Annotated in this window: 19 protein-coding genes; 17 read left to right on the forward strand and 2 right to left on the reverse strand. The window is 53.0% G+C overall.

The genetic code is table 11. From position 1 onward, the window contains the following. Window positions 1–4: 4 nt before the first annotated feature. On the reverse strand, window positions 5–1702 hold the full coding sequence (locus tag VV869_RS14335) for a sigma-54-dependent Fis family transcriptional regulator (RefSeq protein ID WP_337735597.1): 1698 nt from the start codon (window positions 1700–1702) through the stop codon (window positions 5–7). Between the two features lie 424 nt (window positions 1703–2126). On the opposite strand from VV869_RS14335, the gene VV869_RS14340 reads away from it, so the two are divergent. The 17 genes from VV869_RS14340 (at window position 2127) to VV869_RS14420 (ending at window position 16837) form a co-directional block, all read left to right on the forward strand. Beyond that, entirely contained in the window at window positions 2127–2438 is a 312-nt protein-coding gene (locus tag VV869_RS14340) for a phenol hydroxylase subunit (protein WP_337735598.1), read from the forward strand. A 19-nt stretch (window positions 2439–2457) separates the two neighbouring features. Next, window positions 2458–3447 (forward strand): aromatic/alkene monooxygenase hydroxylase subunit beta, encoded by a 990-nt coding sequence (locus tag VV869_RS14345; protein ID WP_337735599.1) that lies wholly within the window; start codon window positions 2458–2460, stop codon window positions 3445–3447. Between the two features lie 11 nt (window positions 3448–3458). After that, window positions 3459–3728: an MmoB/DmpM family protein gene (locus VV869_RS14350; RefSeq protein ID WP_337735600.1), complete on the forward strand. Its 270-nt coding sequence runs from the start codon at window positions 3459–3461 to the stop codon at window positions 3726–3728. A 14-nt stretch (window positions 3729–3742) separates the two neighbouring features. Further along, entirely contained in the window at window positions 3743–5245 is a 1503-nt protein-coding gene (locus VV869_RS14355) for an aromatic/alkene/methane monooxygenase hydroxylase/oxygenase subunit alpha (protein WP_337735601.1), read from the forward strand. 66 nt (window positions 5246–5311) lie between these two features. Continuing rightward, entirely contained in the window at window positions 5312–5674 is a 363-nt protein-coding gene (locus tag VV869_RS14360) for a phenol hydroxylase subunit P4 (protein ID WP_337735602.1), read from the forward strand. 10 nt (window positions 5675–5684) lie between these two features. Beyond that, complete coding sequence (locus tag VV869_RS14365) at window positions 5685–6746, forward strand: NADH:ubiquinone reductase (Na(+)-transporting) subunit F (RefSeq protein WP_337735603.1); 1062 nt, start codon at window positions 5685–5687, stop codon at window positions 6744–6746. Between the two features lie 14 nt (window positions 6747–6760). Further along, entirely contained in the window at window positions 6761–7084 is a 324-nt protein-coding gene (locus VV869_RS14370; protein ID WP_337735604.1) for a 2Fe-2S iron-sulfur cluster-binding protein, read from the forward strand. Window positions 7085–7115: 31 nt separating this feature from the next. Beyond that, window positions 7116–8039 carry a catechol 2,3-dioxygenase gene (locus tag VV869_RS14375; protein ID WP_337735605.1) on the forward strand — a complete coding sequence of 308 codons (924 nt, stop codon included), beginning with the start codon at window positions 7116–7118 and terminating at the stop codon, window positions 8037–8039. Between the two features lie 104 nt (window positions 8040–8143). Further along, window positions 8144–9604: a 2-hydroxymuconic semialdehyde dehydrogenase gene (locus VV869_RS14380; RefSeq protein WP_337735606.1), complete on the forward strand. Its 1461-nt coding sequence runs from the start codon at window positions 8144–8146 to the stop codon at window positions 9602–9604. 133 nt (window positions 9605–9737) lie between these two features. Next, window positions 9738–10523, forward strand: coding sequence for a 2-oxopent-4-enoate hydratase (gene dmpE, locus VV869_RS14385; protein WP_337735692.1), 786 nt, complete (start codon window positions 9738–9740; stop codon window positions 10521–10523). Between the two features lie 13 nt (window positions 10524–10536). After that, window positions 10537–11448 (forward strand): acetaldehyde dehydrogenase (acetylating), encoded by a 912-nt coding sequence (locus VV869_RS14390; protein WP_337735607.1) that lies wholly within the window; start codon window positions 10537–10539, stop codon window positions 11446–11448. Between the two features lie 15 nt (window positions 11449–11463). Next, window positions 11464–12492 (forward strand): 4-hydroxy-2-oxovalerate aldolase, encoded by a 1029-nt coding sequence (dmpG, locus tag VV869_RS14395; protein WP_337735608.1) that lies wholly within the window; start codon window positions 11464–11466, stop codon window positions 12490–12492. Continuing rightward, on the forward strand, window positions 12492–13283 hold the full coding sequence (gene dmpH / locus VV869_RS14400) for a 2-oxo-3-hexenedioate decarboxylase (protein ID WP_337735609.1): 792 nt from the start codon (window positions 12492–12494) through the stop codon (window positions 13281–13283). Before dmpG ends, dmpH begins: the two co-directional genes overlap by 1 nt. A gap of 29 nt (window positions 13284–13312) precedes the next feature. Then, window positions 13313–13504 carry a 4-oxalocrotonate tautomerase gene (locus VV869_RS14405; protein ID WP_337735610.1) on the forward strand — a complete coding sequence of 64 codons (192 nt, stop codon included), beginning with the start codon at window positions 13313–13315 and terminating at the stop codon, window positions 13502–13504. 487 nt (window positions 13505–13991) lie between these two features. After that, window positions 13992–14510 carry a hypothetical protein gene (locus VV869_RS14410; protein ID WP_337735611.1) on the forward strand — a complete coding sequence of 173 codons (519 nt, stop codon included), beginning with the start codon at window positions 13992–13994 and terminating at the stop codon, window positions 14508–14510. A 384-nt stretch (window positions 14511–14894) separates the two neighbouring features. Further along, window positions 14895–15950: an OmpA family protein gene (locus VV869_RS14415; RefSeq protein ID WP_337735612.1), complete on the forward strand. Its 1056-nt coding sequence runs from the start codon at window positions 14895–14897 to the stop codon at window positions 15948–15950. A 368-nt stretch (window positions 15951–16318) separates the two neighbouring features. After that, window positions 16319–16837, forward strand: a complete 519-nt coding sequence (locus VV869_RS14420) for a cytochrome b/b6 domain-containing protein (RefSeq protein WP_337735613.1) — start codon at window positions 16319–16321, stop codon at window positions 16835–16837. A 108-nt stretch (window positions 16838–16945) separates the two neighbouring features. Here the strand turns inward: VV869_RS14420 and VV869_RS14425 are convergent, their stop codons facing one another. Further along, on the reverse strand, window positions 16946–17902 hold the full coding sequence (locus VV869_RS14425; protein ID WP_337735614.1) for a LysR family transcriptional regulator: 957 nt from the start codon (window positions 17900–17902) through the stop codon (window positions 16946–16948). Window positions 17903–17928 lie beyond the last annotated feature (26 nt).

Here is a 17928-nt window from a genome sequence, read left to right on the forward strand (position 1 = left end):
GGTATTAATCCAGCTCTATCTTCTTGAGCCGGTACGCCAGGGCCGGTCGGGTGAGTCCTAATAGACGGGCTGCCTGGGAGACATTGCCATCGGCTTTGTTCATCGCATGTTGAATGAGCTGGCGCTCTAACACATCAATGCTGAAGTTATCGTCCAGCTGCTTGTCTATCCAGTGGTCGTCAATCGTGGCGGGTTCTTTGGGTTCAAGCTGACCTTTGGCGTTGATGATATTCAGTGGATGGGTCAGCTCGGCCAGTGACGGGAAAAAACTCTCCAAATCGATACTCTGGTTATTTTCCGTCAAAATGATCCCCCGTTCGATCATGTTTTCCAGCTCGCGGATATTTCCCGGCCACTTGTAGTGCATCAGGGCTTGCAGCGCTTTATCGGTCACCCCGAGGGTCCGTTTATGGTACAGGGTGTGGTATTTTTCCAGAAAGTGCTCGATCAGCAGCGGAATATCCTCGCGCCGCTCACGGAGGGGCGGAATTTGGACCGGATAAACATTTAGCCGGTAATAGAGGTCGGCCCGAAATCGCCCTTTTTCGACGGCGGATTTTAAATCCTCATTTGTTGCGGCCACGACACGGACATCAATGGTGCGCAGTTGATTGTCGCCGACCCGCTCCAGTTCACCTTCTTGTAAAACGCGCAATAAACTCGCCTGGGCACGGGGCGAGAGCTCAATCACTTCATCGAGGAAGATTGTCCCCTGATTGGCGCGTTCAAATTTACCTTCGCGCGAGTGCGTGGCACCGGTATAAGCCCCTTTTTCGACTCCGAACAGCTCCGCTTCAATCAGATCGGGCGGAATACAGGCGCAGTTGACCGCAATAAAAGGCTGATCTTTGCGATCGCTGCTCAGGTGCAGCCCTCTGGCGACCACTTCTTTGCCGACGCCGGTTTCACCTTGTAGCAAGACTGAGACTTTGGTTTTTGAGGCTTTGGCGATGAGATGACAGACCGACTTAAACGCCTCGGAGTTGCCAACGGAGTTGAGCAATAAGTCGTCATATTCAGGGTTGTGATAAATCTCTTTGAGGCTTGTCACTTGTTGCTGCAGCGCCAGAAGCTCTTCGATGATCGAGTCGGGTTGGAGGGCTTGTTCGAGCTCGGTCTGGTTTTCCCATTCTTCTGCCGGTTTTCCGACGATGTGGCAATGTTCGCTGCCACATCCGGTACATTGTGTCTCCTGGTAAATGATTTTTCGGCCCATGTAATAGCTCGAAAAACCACTGGCGTAGCCGAGCAGCGTCCAGCAAATCGGAATGTCGGATTGGCCGTATTCATGAAGATGCACCTCGGCTTCATAAGAGTCGTGCCAGTCAAACTCGCCGTGGAAATGGCCGGTTTCCAAATCAAAGCTCAGGTTTGTCGGTACGACTTTGGCCATGCCTTTGATGGTATGCAGTTGCGGCCCGGCCAGGAAGGCATCTTCCGTGGTAAAGTCAGGACGAATTTTATGCAGCATATCGGCATCTCTTAATCCAGAGTAATAGCCAAAACGCATCAGGAATCCGGCGGCTCTTTTTACACCTAAGGTTTCGATTAACTCTTTTCTGAGTAACCCCAGCGCAGTTGAATGGATGAGTAACATACGTTGTTCATTAAACCAGACTTTTCCGTCTTCACTGGAAAATTTAATTTGTGATATCAGGTCGTGAGGTTCTGGAAGTTGCGGGGAAGTACGAATATCCATCATAACATTGCCTTTCCTTGAATCCCGAAATCAAACGGGTGACATGATTGCTTCGCAAGTGAAATCCATGAATCACTTTTCATTAAAATAGGTGAGTGGGTGCGAATCGCAGCTAATGTTCAAACGCATTATTACCTTAATCAAATGATCCATTCCTGTCACTCATATTTATCATTCGATCAACTTAATTAACTTTTTATTTACACAAAACTCCATCTCCTGCTCGTTTTCCCTTCTCAGATTTGCTCATGATTGAATTTTATTTTTGTTCATAAACAGTGCTTTATGCCTGTCTCTCCTATTTTCGGGTGTGTTCAAAACCTGATGTGGCATACCCGTTGCACTAAGGGGTATACCCGCTGCGATAGGGGAGATACCCGTGCATTAGGGGATTAGCCTGAATCAGAAAAACAAACAGGGAGGCAACATGGAGGCGTTGAAGGCAAGGGAGGACGATCAACATCGTACGGGATTTGAGCAGCTCACCAAGTATGTGAGAGTCCGAAGCCCTGACGATGCTCGATTTGTTGAATTCGACTTCGCGATTGGTGAGCCAGGCCTGTTCGTTGAACTGATCATGCCCAAAGCAGCCTTTGAGCAGTTTTGTCAGGTAAACCAAGTGACACATATGACCGACGAACAGATGGCCGCCGTCGACGCTGAAATGGATAAGTGGCGTTACGGTGAAAATACGCTGATGTCGAAAAATCATAGCCATGTGTCGGAACAGCAATTATGAATCAGCTGGGAATTGTTTGATGAGTATTGAAATTAAAACCGCAACACTCGATCCGGTCCGAAATACTTACGCGCATACTGAACGTCGCTTCGGTGATAAGCCGGCGACCCGATATCAGGAGGCCAGTTACGATATTCAATCGGAAAAGTATTTCCATTATCGCCCGCTTTGGCAGCCGGACATGGAATTAAACGACCCGCGTCGTACCGCAATTGTGATGGAAGACTGGTATGCGTTTCGGGACCCCCGTCAGTATTACTACGGCACTTATGTTCAGCAGCGTTCCAAGATGCAGGAAGCGGCAGAAAGCAATTACGCATTTTTTGAAAAGCGCAATCTCGCGGAGCAACTCAGCGACGATATCAAAGCCAAAGTGATTCGTTTTCTGGTGCCGGTTCGCCATCTTGAACATACCGCGAACCTGAACAACTTGTATGGCACTTCTCTCGGCTACGGCACCGTCCTGACCCAAGCCTTGCTGTTTAACGGCATGGATCGGCTTGGCATTGCCCAGTATTTGTCTCGCATCGCCCTGCTTTTGGATCACAACAGCAGTGAGGCGTTAACTGAGGCGAAATCCTACTGGATGGACGATCCCGCCTGGCAAGGAATGCGGGCGTTGTGCGAAGAAACCACGGTGACAAAAGATTGGTTTGAAGTGTTCGTGGCTCAGGACATCGTGATGGATTGTCTGGTGTACGACCTGGTGTTTAATCAGTTTGATCAGTGGCTGGTGGCGCATGGCGCGCAGGATATCGGCATGCTGACAGAGTTTATGCGTGGCTGGCATGCGGACAATAGCCGCTGGGCCGACGCGGTGCTCAAAACCGCCGCAGAGGAATCTGCGCAGAATCTGTCCTTGCTGGAAGCCTGGATTTCCCAGTGGAAAGCAAAGGCAATCGCTGCATTAGCGCCGGTGGCGAAAGATATGCTGGATGATGCCGAGGCGATCGATAAAGCCGTGGCGGTTCTGGATAAGCGTCTCGCGAAAGCTGGGCTGTTGAAGTAAGGGGATAAGGAATGTCCAAGGTTTATCTCGCACTGCAAGATAATGATGAATCTCGCTATATCGTTGAAGCCATTGAAGAAGATAACCCGGATGTCACCGTGATACACATGCCGGCCATGATCCGTGTGGAAAACAACGGTCGGCTGGTGGTTCGCCGGGAATCGGTTGAAGAGAAGATGGGCCGCGCTTGGGATGTGCAGGAGTTGCATCTCAACCTGATCACCCTGGGTGGCAACGTCGAAGAAGACGACGATGAACTCTCTTTACACTGGAACGAGTAAAAAGGTATCTCATTATGGCTGCGAAAAAGCTCAATATTAAAGATAAGTACCGCCTGCTGACCCGTGATCTCGACTGGGAATATTCTTACCAGGATCGCAAAGCGGCGTTTCCCTACGAAGAGTTCGAAGGGATCAAAATCACCGACTGGTCCAAGTGGGAAGACCCGTTCCGCTTAACCATGGATGCCTATTGGAAATATCAGGCGGAGAAAGAAAAGAAACTCTACGCCATCTTTGATGCGTTTGCCCAGAACAATGGCCACCTCAATGTGTCGGATCCGCGATATGTGAACGCGATTAAGCTGTTTCTCTCGGCCGTGACGCCGCTTGAGTATCAAGCCTATCAGGGATTTGCACACACCGGCCGTCAGTTTGGCGGCGTAGGGGCGCGGATTGCCTGCCAGATGCAGTCGCTCGATGAACTGCGTCATGTCCAGACTCAGATCCATGCCATGAGTCACTTCAATAAGTTCTTTGACGGCTTTCAGGACTTCAGCCACATGCACGATCGGGTGTGGTATCTCTCCGTGCCGAAGTCATTTTTCAATGACGCCCGCGCGGCTGGCCCCTTCGAGTTCATGATCGCCATCGGATTCTCATTTGAATATGTCCTGACCAATCTGCTGTTCGTTCCCTTCATGTCCGGAGCGGCGCACAACGGCGATATGGCGACCGTGACCTTCGGCTTTTCAGCCCAGTCGGATGAAGCCCGCCATATGACCCTGGGTCTGGAAATCATCAAATTCCTGCTGGAACAGCATGAAGACAATGTGCCGATCGTCCAGAAATGGATCGACAAGTGGTTCTGGCGCGGTGCGCGCTTACTGAGCGTCGTGTCGATGATGATGGACTACATGTTGCCGAATAAGGTGATGTCGTGGAAAGAGGCGTGGGGAGTCTATTTCGAGGAAGCGGGCGGCGCACTGTTTAAAGATCTGGCGCGCTACGGGATCCGGATGCCGAAATACGCCGATGTGATCGAAAAAGAGAAAGAGCACCTGTCCCACCAGACCTGGTGGACCTTCTACACCCATGGTCAGGCGACCGGTTTCCATACCTGGATCCCGACCGACGAAGAGCTGGACTGGCTGTCTGAAAAATACCCGGAAACCTTTGATAAGTACTACCGTCCTCGCTGGGAGCTGGCGAAAGAGATGGAAGCCAAAGGCGAGCGTTTCTACACCAAAGCGTTGCCGCAGTTGTGCACCACTTGTCAGATCCCAATGTTGTTTACCGATATGGACAACCCAACCCAAACGGTTTACCGCAGCAGCCAGTATGAAGGGGAGCGTTACCACTTCTGCTCCGATGGCTGTAAAGACATTTTCGATGACGAGCCTGAAAAGTATGTGCAGTCCTGGCTCCCCGTCCATCAGATCTTCCAAGGCAACTGCGGTGGCCCCGACCTGACGGACGTTCTGGGTGAGTTCTACAAGATAAATCTTGGGGCGGACAATCTGGATATGAAAGGCTCACCGGATGAGCAGCGTTGGAATCAATGGAAAGGCAAAGCCTGAGTTGAAACGGATGACAAACAGGCGGGCAGTGGCATCGGCCATTGCCCCCAGATGTGAGGAATAACCATGCCCGTTAAAGCAATCTCGCCGGACTATAAAGGCGAAAAACTCGATAAGTTTGAAAACTTTCATGGCAATCAGATCGTTTACGTCGGTTGGGATCACCACCTGATGTTTTGTGCGCCCTTTGCGTATCCGGTGTCGCCCGAGATGCCGTTTCAGACCTTACTCACCGAAGTGATGCCGGAGGCATTTGGCCTGCATCCGGAGTTTAAGGATATCGACTGGGAGAGCGTCCAATGGAAACTGGATGAAGCCGATTTCATTCCCCAGCCGCAGGTTGGATTAGCGGCTCAGGGGATCGGCCATAAATCGGTGTTGCGCTTTCACACACCGGGCCTGAATGGCTATCAGGGCGCGGGTGTTTAAGGAGGTCAGGATGACATATGAAGTGACGGTTGAGCCAACGGGTGATGTCATTGAAGTTGAAGAGGGGCAGACGATTCTGGATGCCGCCCAGCGGCAGGGGGTCTGGTTGCCTTTTGCCTGCGGCCACGGCACCTGCGGTACGTGCAAGATCATGGTCACCGAAGGAGATGTCGATGTCGGAGAGGCGTCTTCGTTCGCGCTGATGGATATTGAGCGAGACGAAGGCGTGGTCCTGGCCTGCTGCGCCATCCCGGAGTCGGATCTCACCATTGAAGCGGATGTGGATGTCGACCCGGATTTCCTCGGCCATCCTGTTCAGGATTATCAAGGCGTGGTCACCGACATTTGCGACCTGTCGCCGACCATTAAGGGGCTGATCCTGCAGTTGGATGATGACATTGCCTTTCAGGCCGGTCAGTACGTCAACCTGCATATTCCCGGGGTTGAAGGGACCCGCGCGTTCTCGATTGCGAGCAAGCCGTCGGAGCATCGTGCGCTGGAGCTGCATGTCCGTCTGGTGCCCGGTGGGGCGGCGACCACCTACATCCATGAGCAACTGGCAGTCGGGGATACCCTGAAGGTCTCCGGACCTTACGGCCAGTTCTTTACCCGGAAGTCGGATGCCAGAGATGTCATCTTTATCGCCGGTGGCTCGGGGCTGTCAAGCCCGCAGTCGATGATCCTCGACTTGCTGGAGGCCGGCGACCCACGCCAGATTTACCTGTTTCAGGGCGCACGCAATGTCTCTGAACTCTATCACCGGGAATTGTTTGAGGAGCTGGCACAGCAACATGCCAATTTCTCCTATATCCCGGCTTTGAATGAGCCTGAAGACAGTGATGACTGGCAGGGCTTTCAGGGTTTTGTGCATGAAGCGGCGCAGGACTATTTCGACAATAAATTCAATGGCTATAAGGCTTACTTGTGTGGTCCGCCGCCCATGATTGATGCCGCCGTGACGGCACTTATTCAGGGCCGGTTGTTCGAGCGCGATATCCATATGGAACGTTTTGTCACGGCCGCCGATGGTGCGAATGAGCAAACACGTTCGGCGCTGTTCAAACGCATTTAACCGGGGAGGCACCCATGGCAACAGAGGCATCGGACTCTGACGTGACGACATACCGCATTTCTGTGGTGAACCGAAACCAGCAATACAGCTGCCGCCCGGATGACACGCTTCTGGCGGGCATGGAGTTGAAAGGTGCCCGGTGCATTCACGTCGGGTGTCGGAGCGGTGGATGCGGGATGTGCAAAATCCGGATTCTGGCCGGTGAATTTGAAAGCAAGCGCATGAGTCGTTTGCACGTCACGGAAGCTGAAGCGCAACAAGGATTTGCCCTGTCATGCCGGGTGTTGCCGCGCAGCGATATGGTCATCGAGTCGGATCATTTTAAACCGATTCAATAACGTGAAATCAGCAAATAACAAGGATAGTACGATGAAAAAAGGTGTTATTCGCCCGGGGCATGTCCAGCTCCGTGTATTAGACATGAATGAAGCATTGAATCACTACCGCGATCTGCTGGGTCTGATTGAGGTTGAAACGGACAGCCAGGGCCGGGTGTATCTGAAAGGCTGGACTGAAGTCGATAAATTCTCCGTGGTGCTGCGCGAAGCTGACGCCCCGGGCATGGACTTCATGGGCTTTAAGGTGATGAGTGACGCAGTGTTGGATCAGTTGCAACAAGAGCTGGTGGCATACGGCTGCCCGGTGGAAGAGATCCCGGTCGGCGAGCTGAATGGCTGTGGGCGCCGGGTTCGCTTTGAAGCTCCAACCGGGCATTTGTTTGAGCTGTATGCCGAGAAAGAAAACACCGGTAAGTGGGGCGTGTCTCAGGTGAATCCGGAAGCATGGCCTCAGGATCTGAAAGGCATGAAAGTGAAGCGGTTTGATCATTGCCTGCTGTATGGCCCGAATATCGAAGGAACCTGTGCGCTGTTTCAAGAGGTATTAGGGTTTGACTTGGCAGAGCAGGTGGTGGATCCGGAAGGTAATAAAGCCGGCGCTTTTATTACTGCCAGCATGAAGGCTCATGATGTGGCGTTTATTGAATGTCCGGACAAGGGCAAATTCCACCATGCTTCTTTCTTCCTCGAAACCTGGGAAGAGGTGTTGCGCGCTGCGGATCTGATCTCCATGACCAATACTTCACTGGATATCGGGCCGACCCGTCATGGTCTGACGCACGGCAAAACCATCTATTTCTTCGATCCTTCCGGGAACCGCACTGAAGTGTTCTGCGGCGGTGATTACCACTACCCGGATCACGAGCCGGTCACCTGGACGACCGAGCAACTGGGCAAGGCGATTTTCTACCACGATCGTCAGCTGAACGAACGGTTCCTGACCGCACTCACCTGATTCAATGATTGACTGATTTTCAGTGCTGGCCTGAGTCAGCACAGGGAGAGTCATGCCTGCTGAATAGGGTATGGCGGCCCATGCCCTTAAACAGAGAGAACGAAATGAAAGAGTTTAAGAACTTTATTAACGGTGAATTTGTCACCACGGCGAGCGGTAAACAGTTTGAAAACCGCAATCCCGTGGATAACAGTCTGATCGGTCTGGTGCATGAAGCCGGTGAACCGGAAGTGGCTGCAGCTGTAGCGGCGGCCAAGGCCGCGATGAAGGGGCCGTGGGGCAAGATGTCACAGGCAGAGCGGATCAAATTGTTAGACCGAGTTGCCGCCCGGATTAATGAGCGTTTTGACGAGTTTCTGGATGCGGAGTGTAAAGATACCGGCAAACCCCGCTCGATTGCCTCACATATTGATATTCCTCGTGGCGCGGCCAATTTCAAAGCTTTCTCGGAAACGCTGGCCAACCATCCGACCGAAGCGTTCAAGCTCGATACCCCGGATGGAAAAGGGGCACTGAATTATGGCCATCGTCAACCCAAAGGGGTGATCGCCGTCATTTGTCCCTGGAACCTCCCGCTGCTGCTCATGACCTGGAAAGTCGGTCCGGCGCTCGCTTGCGGCAATACCGTGGTGGTCAAGCCATCGGAAGAAACACCGGCCACGGCAACCTTGCTGGGTGAAGTCATGAACGAATGTGGTGTACCGGCAGGCGTGTACAACGTGGTCCATGGCTTCGGGCCGGACTCTGCGGGGGCATTTCTGACCACCCATCCGGATATCGATGCCATCACCTTTACCGGTGAAACCCGCACCGGTGAGGTGATTATGCGAGCCGCTTCGGTGGGTTTGCGCAATATCTCACTTGAATGCGGTGGCAAGAACCCGGGCATCGTCTTTGCCGATTGCGATCTCGACAAAGCCATTGAAGGCACCATGCGTTCGGCCTTTGTGAACTGTGGTCAGGTTTGTCTGGGAACCGAGCGGGTCTATGTCGAACGCCCAATTTTCAATGAATTTGTCCAGCGCCTGAAAGCAGGCGTCGAACAATTGAAGCTGGGGCGTCCGGAAGATGCCGGGGTCGATTTCGGACCTTTGGTCAGTCAAGAGCACAAAGAAAAAGTGCTCTCTTACTACAGCCTGGCGGTTGAAGAGGGGGCCAATGTGGTGATCGGCGGTGGTGTACCGGAGATGGGACCGGAACTCAACGAGGGTGCCTGGGTCGAGCCGACTATCTGGACCGGGCTGGCTGACGATGCCCGTGTGGTCACTGAGGAGATTTTCGGCCCGTGCTGCCATATCCGTCCGTTTGATACCGAAGAAGAAGTGATCGCACTGGCGAACAACACCAAATATGGCCTGTCAGCGACGGTGTGGACCGAGAACACGTCCCGTGCCTGCCGCGTTGCAGAGTCATTGGAGGTGGGCATTGCCTGGGTTAACAGCTGGTTCCTGCGCGACCTGCGTACCGCTTTCGGCGGGGCCAAAGAGTCCGGTATCGGGCGGGAAGGCGGGGTGCATGGGCTGGAATTTTATACCGAACTGAAAAATGTCTGCATCAAGCTGTGAGCACTCACTTATTCCGTAGGTGCCATGATGGTGTGGCTACGGGATGGGGATGAAATTCAGCGTTTTTCAGCACGCCCTGCGATAAAACGTTTTGTCGCGGGTGTGCTGTGACTAAAGGAAGAGCGAAACAATGATGAATCAGGAACAAATTATTCAGTGTGGCGACGAGTTATATGAAGCGTTAACCCAACGCCACACGTTGCGTCCGCTGACCGAGCGTTTTGACGGGATCACGATTGAAGAGGCCTATCACATTTCCCTGAGAATGATGGATCGCCGTGTCGAGGCGGGGGAAACCGTCATCGGCAAGAAAATCGGTGTGACCTCCAAGGCCGTCCAGAACATGTTGAATGTGTACCAGCCTGACTTCGGCTATTTGACGGACAAGATGGCCTATAGCCAGGGTCAGGAAATGCCGATCAGCGAGCAACTGATCCAGCCGAAAGCCGAAGGTGAAATAGCCTTCATCCTGAAAAAAGATCTGATGGGTCCCGGCGTGACGAATGCCGATGTACTGGCTGCGACCGATTGCGTGATCCCGTGCTTTGAGGTGGTGGATTCGCGGATCGAAAACTGGCAAATCAAAATTCAGGACACCATCGCAGATAACGCCTCCTGTGGCCTGTTTATTCTGGGCGATAAGGCCGTTGACCCGCGCAAAGTTGACCTGATGACCTGCGGCATGGTGGTCGAGAAAAACGGTGCAGTGATTTCAACCGGGGCTGGTGCTGCGGCGCTGGGGAGTCCGGTCAATTGTGTGGCATGGCTGGCCAATACGCTGGGGACGTTCGGGATCCCGCTCAAAGCCGGCGAAGTGATTTTGTCCGGTTCTCTGGTGCCGCTGGAGCCTGTGCAAGCCGGCGATTTCATGAGTGTCAGCATCGGTGGTATTGGTTCGGCATCGGTCCGTTTTGTGTAGAAGGTGATCAACAATGAGCAAAAAGCTGAAAGCAGCGATTATCGGACCGGGCAATATCGGGACCGACTTGTTAATGAAGATGCTGCGCTCTGAATGGGTTGAGCCGGTCTGGATGGTCGGGATTGACCCGGAATCGGATGGGCTCAAACGTGCGCAGGAGATGGGGATCAAAACCACGGCTGAAGGTGTGGATGGGCTGCTCCCGCATGTGATTGACGATGATATCCGCATCGCCTTTGATGCAACGTCTGCCTACGTTCATGCGGAAAATAGCCGTAAATTGAATGAACTGGGCGTGATCATGGTCGACTTAACCCCCGCAGCGATTGGACCGTACTGCATTCCGCCGGTGAATCTGGTCCAGCACGCGAAAGAGCTGGAAATGAACGTCAACATGGTGACCTGCGGCGGGCAGGCGACGATCCCGATGGTCGCAGCCGTGTCTCAGGTTCAGGCAGTGGAATATGGCGAGATCATCGCCACCGTATCTTCCCGCTCAGTCGGACCCGGCACCCGCAAGAACATTGATGAGTTTACCCGAACTACGGCCAATGCGGTGGAGAAGGTCGGCGGCGCCGAGACCGGCAAGGCCATCATCATCATTAACCCGGCCGAGCCGCCGCTGATGATGCGTGACACTGTTCACTGCCTGACCAAAGAAACGCCCGATCAGGAAGCAATTACGGCATCTGTTCACCAGATGGTGAAAGAAGTACAGAAATATGTGCCGGGCTATCGTCTGGTGAATGGCCCGGTGTTTGACGGCAACCGTGTCTCCGTGTTCCTGGAAGTGGAAGGCTTGGGCGACTATCTGCCGAAGTATTCCGGCAATCTGGACATTATGACCGCGGCTGGTTTGCGGACGGCGGAGATGTTTGCCGAAGAAGCGTACAACGATGCTATTTCGTTACCGAATCGCGCTTAAGTTGAGGAATCAAGAATGAATTTGGAAGGGAAGAAAGTCGTTCTCCACGACATGAGTCTGCGTGACGGGATGCACGCCAAACGCCATCAGATCTCGCTTGAACAGATGGTTGATATTGCGACCGGGCTGGATGACGCCGGAGTGCCGCTGATTGAAGTCACGCATGGTGACGGGCTGGGAGGCGCGTCGGTGAATTATGGTTTTCCGGCGCATTCGGATGAAGCCTACCTCGATGCGGTCGTGCCGAAAATGAAACATGCCAAAGTATCGGCACTGCTGTTGCCGGGCATTGGCACAGTGGATCACTTGCGGATGGCGAAGGATTTGGGCGTGAGCACGATTCGTGTGGCGACCCACTGTACAGAAGCCGATGTCAGTGAGCAGCATATTGGTCTGGCCGCCAAGCTGGGGATGGATACCGTGGGATTCCTGATGATGGCGCATATGGCCTCGCCGGAGAAAATTCTGGAGCAGGCGAAACTGATGGAATCGTATGGTGCGAACTGTATCTATTGCACCGACTCGGCGGGTTACATGTTGCCGGAGGAAGTCAGCCAGAAAATTGGTTTGTTGCGCGCAGAGCTGAATCCGGGGACCGAAATCGGTTTTCATGGCCACCACAATATGGGGATGGCGATTGCCAACTCTCTTGCTGCCGTTGAAGCCGGTGCCGTGCGAATCGATGGTTCCGTTGCGGGGTTAGGTGCGGGCGCGGGTAATACACCGCTGGAAGTCTTTGTGGCTGTACTGGAGCGGATGCATGCCGTTCACGGTGTCGATCTCTACAAGATCATGGATGTGGCCGAAGATCGGGTGGTACCGATGATGGAGCAGCCGATTCGGGTCGATCGTGATGCGCTGACGTTGGGCTATGCCGGCGTTTACAGCTCGTTTTTGTTGTTCGCCAAGCGTGCAGAGGCCAAGTACGGCATCGCTGCCCGTGACCTGCTGGTTGAGCTGGGCCGTCGCGGTACGGTCGGCGGACAGGAAGACATGATTGAGGATTTGGCATTAACCCTGGCGAAAGAAAAAGGATTGATCTGATGGGAAATCTAACACAGCAACAAATCAGTGAACTGGCAAACCATCTGGAAAATGCCGAATTGGGCGCATACGAGGTGACCAAGATCACCAATGATTTTCCGGAGATGACTTACGACGATGCATTTGATATCCAGTGGGAAATCCGTCGCCGCAAAGAACAACGGGGCCATAAGATTGTCGGCATGAAAATGGGGCTGACCTCCTGGGCGAAGATGTCCCAGATGGGCGTTGAACATCCTTGTTACGGATTTCTGGCGGACTACTTTGCCGTTCCGGAAGGCGGGGAGATCCAGCATGATCAGCTCATCCATCCCAAAATTGAAGCCGAGCTGGCCTTTGTCACCAAAGCGCCGCTGAAAGGGCCGGGAGTCCATATTGGCGATGTGCTGCGGGCGACGGATTTCGTCATGCCTGCGGTGGAGGTGATTGACTCCCGCTACCAGGATTTCAAATTCGATCTGAAAAGCGTCATTGCCGATAACTCTTCCTCTTCACGGTTTGTCACCGGTGGCCGGATGGCAGATCCAGCAGAGCTGGATCTCAAAACGCTGGGGGTGGTGATGGAAGTGAACGGTGAAGTTGTCGAAGTGGGCGCTGGTGCGGCGGTCCTGGGACATCCGGCTGCGTCGGTGGCAATGCTGGCCAATATGCTAGGTGAACGTGGCGAAGAGCTGCCGGCGGGCTCATTTATTATGATTGGGGCGATTACCGCGGCGGTACAAGTAAACAAAGGGGATGCATTCTGTGTGCATTATCAGGGATTGGGTTCGATTTCCGGTAAGTTCGTCTAATTTCACAAGCGTTGATAAGGATTAACAGAATGCCAATAGTACAGGTCAATATGATGGAAGGGCGCACGGATGAGCAAAAAGAGAAGCTGATCCGCAATGTCACTACGGCCATTATGGAATCGTTAGATGCGCCTGAGCAGAGCGTGCGGGTCTTGATCAATGAAATGCCGAAAATTCATTTCGGCATTGGTGGTCAATCGGCTCAGAAACTCGGACGTTAGTTCGCCGGGAGCAATCGCCAAAGCTGAAGTAAACACCAGAAGGGCATGACCGTTGGTCATGCCCTTTTTTGGTTGCCGCGAACGGTGTGCCCGACCTGAAGTGGTAATCAATTCCAGGCTCTGATGTCGTTGAGGGCTTTAGGATGATGACAAAAGCGGCATCGGCTTGGGTGCGCGTCTCGTTGTGAACACACTTATCCCCTGTTTCTGTGAAGATCTTCTGCCAGCCCTTGGTTTTCGGGTCGGTATAACTTTGGGCGAAGAAAATAATGTGGACAATTTTTCAGTGTTGGCGCGATGTTGTTGGCGTAATAAGGTGTAATTTCTCTTTCGGGCCACTTTGCTACATTTCCTATGCCTGAGTTGTTGTGAACGTCTTGTTACTTTTTTCAGCTCCGCGTGTTTTGCTGGAAATAGAAGGGTGCGTAGAGGCGTCGTGGATGACAGCTCTTAATCTTATTTATTCGAATTAAAGGGACGTTTTATTATGTCAAATAGCATCGTCGGTCTATCCAGCCCGGTTTATCAGTTCCAACGGACTTTGGCCTATACCCTGGGCCAGTCAGCTAATGTACTGGTCTCTAAGCTGGATGATCAGAACTCTGTGAATGTGGTGGCAGCCACATCCGATATGGCCAAAGCGATTGCCCAGGTGATCAAGCTGGAGCAGCAACTGGGCAGTTTCAACGTCAAAGTGTGGGTGAAAGATCTGGACGGCAATACCTACGAACCCGAGCAGGGGGATTTGGGTACAGAGCTGTTCGTCGAGCTGGCGCGGATTGCGTTGGTTAATAACCCATTGATCCAGAGTGTATCAACGATTATCGATTTTTCCGGGAATAAAGTGCCGGGGATCGCGGTGGTTCCGACAGCCATTCAATTCTGGAATGACAATCTGGCCAACCCATCGTCATTTACGACGTTGCTGGCCTCGGATGGCTTTGAGCAGGTCCTGCGCGAATCGTTTAAAGTGTATAACCAGGGGAAAGATATCGGAAATCAGTAATCGCTGCTCCCGAATAGGTGATTGACCCGAATCATCATCGAGATTCCGTCCTCGTCGACTCATCCGAATAAACGCCGCTGTTGCGGCGTTTCTTGATTGATGTACCAGAAAAACTTCCTGTTGCGCCGTATTTCACGGTCTGATCCCCCCGCGCCATCTAGGTGACCTGATTAAATTCATATTGGAATCAGTTCTTTACTCTGAGAATTTTTGAGAGGTTTTGCAATAAAATGACGTTTCATTGTCATTCGTCTGACAAATCAGGGTGAGATCATGGTTATCTTGCACCTGCTCACGGACAGTTTCATTCAGCGGAAGAAAGCCGTTGAAAGTATGGATAAAAATAAGAGATAGCTCAATTATCACAAAACAGGACTAAGAAGAATGACAAAATTAGCAGCGGTAATTTCAGCCACTTTACTGATGGCATCAACAGCACACGCAGAAATTTACGTCGGTGGTAAAGCCGGTAAGACCTGGCTGGAAGACGCGTGCCAGGCCGGTACCCAATGCGATAAAGACGACACAACATATGGTGTGTTTGCCGGCTACAACCTGTCAGAAAACTTGTCTGTTGAAGCGGGTTACGACTATCTGGGTAATTACAAGAGCACCACGTTTAACGATCATGTGGAAGCGATCACCCTGGCACCGAAGCTGAGCCTGCCTCTGACGAACGATCTGGCGCTATACGGTAAATTGGGCGCTGCATATGTCAAGTACGGCAGCCAGGATGATTTTTCTTACCTGGGCGCAGCCGGCGTTGAATACAGCATGAGCCAGAATGTGACGTTGCGTGCTGAATACCAGAACATTTCCGACGCCAGCAACGATCTGGTCCGTGCGACTGGCCACTCTGCGACGCTGGGTCTGGCTTATACGTTCGGTGGCAACAGTAAGTCGGTGGTCAAGACTGAGCCTGTGGTTTACGAAGAGCCAGTGGCCTATGAAGCCCCTGTCGCAGAAGCTCCAGTCGCAGAAGTTGAGCCGGTTGTTCAGGAAGAGCCTGCACCGGTTGTACCTGCCGCGCCGGTTGAAAAGGAAGCTGTCGTTGAGCCTGTAATCGTCACCAAAACCTATCAAACACAAACCCTGGGCACTGGCAGCTTTGCCCTGAACAGTACCGAGCTGACGCCGGAAAGTGCGTCAAAGCTCGATGAGCTGGTGGCGTTTTTGAATGAGTACCCGCAAGCCAAAGTGGAAGTCGTCGGTTACACGGATGCTTCTGGTGCGGCATCGTACAATCAGAAAATTTCTGAAAAACGTGCCGGTTCGGTTGCCGAAGCGCTGATCAATAAAGGAATTAAGGCAACACGCATCGAGGCGCGTGGCGAAGGTGAAAACAACCCAGTTGCCTCAAATGAAACGCCTGAAGGCCGCCAGCAAAACCGCCGTGTTGAAGTCACCGTACCGGCGTTTGAATATCAAGTTCAAGCTTAAGTCTGACAACCCGACTTGCTGAGATGAACAGCCTCCCGACCGGGAGGCTTTTTTGTTGGCCCATCGAAGCTGCTGGCACTGAGGGTTAGATTTTCCGTTGCCGGTTGTATTTCTTAAGTATTCCTTAAGCTCCGGCGCCTATGATTTTACTGATGACCCCTGTCAGGCCGAGCGGTGTGATAGCGGGAAAAGCAGGGAGCTTCAGCAGGCCGGTTTTGCTTGGGGGCTCGCTGCGCATGGACTACATAACAGGGAAGCGATTTTGTGCGATTCAACGTGAGAAGCCGTACGCCGGTTGCACGGGTTCGTGTCGCGCTTGCGTTGAAAGTCCTTGTACTCAATCAGCAGAATTATCATAGAGGAAAGTTATGGCTAGCGTATATGTGTGGGATAAGGTCGTGCGGTTGACCCATTGGACGGTCGCAGTGTTGTTCTTGAGTAACTTTTTCTTGTTGGAAGAAGGCAGCGAGCTGCATGAATGGGCGGGTTACCTGATCCTGGTGGCGATTGGAGTTCGTCTGGTATGGGGCATGATGACAGCTTCTCATGCCCGGTTGAGTGCGTTCAAGCCTTCGGTGCCGAAGGCCATCGCGCATATCCGGGAAGTGTTCAGAGAAAAACGCGATGATCATGTCGGCCATAACCCGGCGGGCGCTGTGATGATCTGGGTGATGTGGTCTCTGATCATTTTGACGGCGTTATCGGGCTGGTCGATGGAAGAGAAAGTGTTCGGTAACAAAGATCTGATGGAAGAAATCCATGAGTTTCTAGCCAATCTGACCATGATCGCCGTGACCCTGCATGTCGGAGCTGTGGTATTGATGACCAAAGTGACCCATAAGCCTTATCTGCAAGGTATGCTTCCCCGGCGCCGCGCCGATAAATAACCGGTCGACGGGTATATCGTCAACCGCTGTATCATCAACCCCTGTATCATGTAAAAGCCGCTGCGGGACAGCGGCTTTTGTGTTTTGGGGGCCAGATTTTTATTGTTTTCAGCTTCCATTTTTTCGCTGGCGAACAATGTCTTCGGTCCGTCGCAACAGATAATCCTTGAACGCTTGGCAACGGGCCGGCATCGGGTGGCGGGGGCGGAAGTAGAGGTTGATGTCGAACTGGCTGGCGACAAAGTCGGTGAGCAGCACTTTGAGTCGACCATCGGCCAGCGCTTCGCGCACCACGGAGTGCGGCAGGTAGGCCACACCAGCCCCCCGAATCGCCATATCTCGCAAGATTTCGCTGTTGTCACACTCCAGGGCATCGCTGATGGTGACCGCCCGGTTGACCCCGTCGAGACAGAAGTACCAGCGATTGCCGCCGACTAACGAACTGGCATAGAGGCAGCGGTGCTCGCGCAGGGCTTCTGGCTCGGTCGGAATGCCGCACCGGGCCAGATAACTGGGCGCAGCGCAGGCGAACAGGGGCTCGCTCAGCAGCAGGCGGCGGATCAGCAGGCTGTCCTTTTCTTCGGTTTCCCGGTTGGTGGCTTTGGCGCGAATAATGAAATCGACATGGAGCGGATCAACTTCACCCGCTTCAATGAACAGCCGGAAGTTCACCTGAGGATGCATTTCCATGTATTCAGTGATGATCTCACGCAGGAAGTAGGCGGCAAACAAGGGGGTCGAGGAGATGCTGATCACCCCGCGCTGTTCGTCGGCCATGCTTTCCACTTCGGCGCAAATGGTGTCGATTTCCGGTAATAATGACGAGAATCGCCGATAGAGCACTTCCCCGGCATCGGTCGGCACCAGTTGGCGGGTACTGCGTTTGATCAGCTCCACGGCCATCAGGGTTTCCAGCTCCTTCACCCAGCGGCTGGCGGCTGCGGCAGAAATTCCCCAGGCCTCAGCGGCTTCCCGAAAGGAGCCATGCTGGAGCACCGAGCAGAAAAATACGATTTTATCGAGTTGCTGTTGGCGGGGATGGATCCCGGCGGGTGGCAGTGACATAACAATTCCTTGTCGCCTTGTTCCTG

The sequence above is a fragment of the Photobacterium sp. MCCC 1A19761 genome, assembly GCF_037389125.1.
Classification (GTDB): Bacteria; Pseudomonadota; Gammaproteobacteria; order Enterobacterales; family Vibrionaceae; genus Photobacterium.

Coding starts and splice junctions, on each gene's coding strand:
- VV869_RS14335 (WP_337735597.1), bottom strand. CDS start 1,702: ATGATGGATATTCGTACTTCCCCGCAACTTCCAGAACCTCACGACCTG.
- VV869_RS14340 (WP_337735598.1), top strand. CDS start 2,127: ATGGAGGCGTTGAAGGCAAGGGAGGACGATCAACATCGTACGGGATTT.
- VV869_RS14345 (WP_337735599.1), top strand. CDS start 2,458: ATGAGTATTGAAATTAAAACCGCAACACTCGATCCGGTCCGAAATACT.
- VV869_RS14350 (WP_337735600.1), top strand. CDS start 3,459: ATGTCCAAGGTTTATCTCGCACTGCAAGATAATGATGAATCTCGCTAT.
- VV869_RS14355 (WP_337735601.1), top strand. CDS start 3,743: ATGGCTGCGAAAAAGCTCAATATTAAAGATAAGTACCGCCTGCTGACC.
- VV869_RS14360 (WP_337735602.1), top strand. CDS start 5,312: ATGCCCGTTAAAGCAATCTCGCCGGACTATAAAGGCGAAAAACTCGAT.
- VV869_RS14365 (WP_337735603.1), top strand. CDS start 5,685: ATGACATATGAAGTGACGGTTGAGCCAACGGGTGATGTCATTGAAGTT.
- VV869_RS14370 (WP_337735604.1), top strand. CDS start 6,761: ATGGCAACAGAGGCATCGGACTCTGACGTGACGACATACCGCATTTCT.
- VV869_RS14375 (WP_337735605.1), top strand. CDS start 7,116: ATGAAAAAAGGTGTTATTCGCCCGGGGCATGTCCAGCTCCGTGTATTA.
- VV869_RS14380 (WP_337735606.1), top strand. CDS start 8,144: ATGAAAGAGTTTAAGAACTTTATTAACGGTGAATTTGTCACCACGGCG.
- dmpE (WP_337735692.1), top strand. CDS start 9,738: ATGAATCAGGAACAAATTATTCAGTGTGGCGACGAGTTATATGAAGCG.
- VV869_RS14390 (WP_337735607.1), top strand. CDS start 10,537: ATGAGCAAAAAGCTGAAAGCAGCGATTATCGGACCGGGCAATATCGGG.
- dmpG (WP_337735608.1), top strand. CDS start 11,464: ATGAATTTGGAAGGGAAGAAAGTCGTTCTCCACGACATGAGTCTGCGT.
- dmpH (WP_337735609.1), top strand. CDS start 12,492: ATGGGAAATCTAACACAGCAACAAATCAGTGAACTGGCAAACCATCTG.
- VV869_RS14405 (WP_337735610.1), top strand. CDS start 13,313: ATGCCAATAGTACAGGTCAATATGATGGAAGGGCGCACGGATGAGCAA.
- VV869_RS14410 (WP_337735611.1), top strand. CDS start 13,992: ATGTCAAATAGCATCGTCGGTCTATCCAGCCCGGTTTATCAGTTCCAA.
- VV869_RS14415 (WP_337735612.1), top strand. CDS start 14,895: ATGACAAAATTAGCAGCGGTAATTTCAGCCACTTTACTGATGGCATCA.
- VV869_RS14420 (WP_337735613.1), top strand. CDS start 16,319: ATGGCTAGCGTATATGTGTGGGATAAGGTCGTGCGGTTGACCCATTGG.
- VV869_RS14425 (WP_337735614.1), bottom strand. CDS start 17,902: ATGTCACTGCCACCCGCCGGGATCCATCCCCGCCAACAGCAACTCGAT.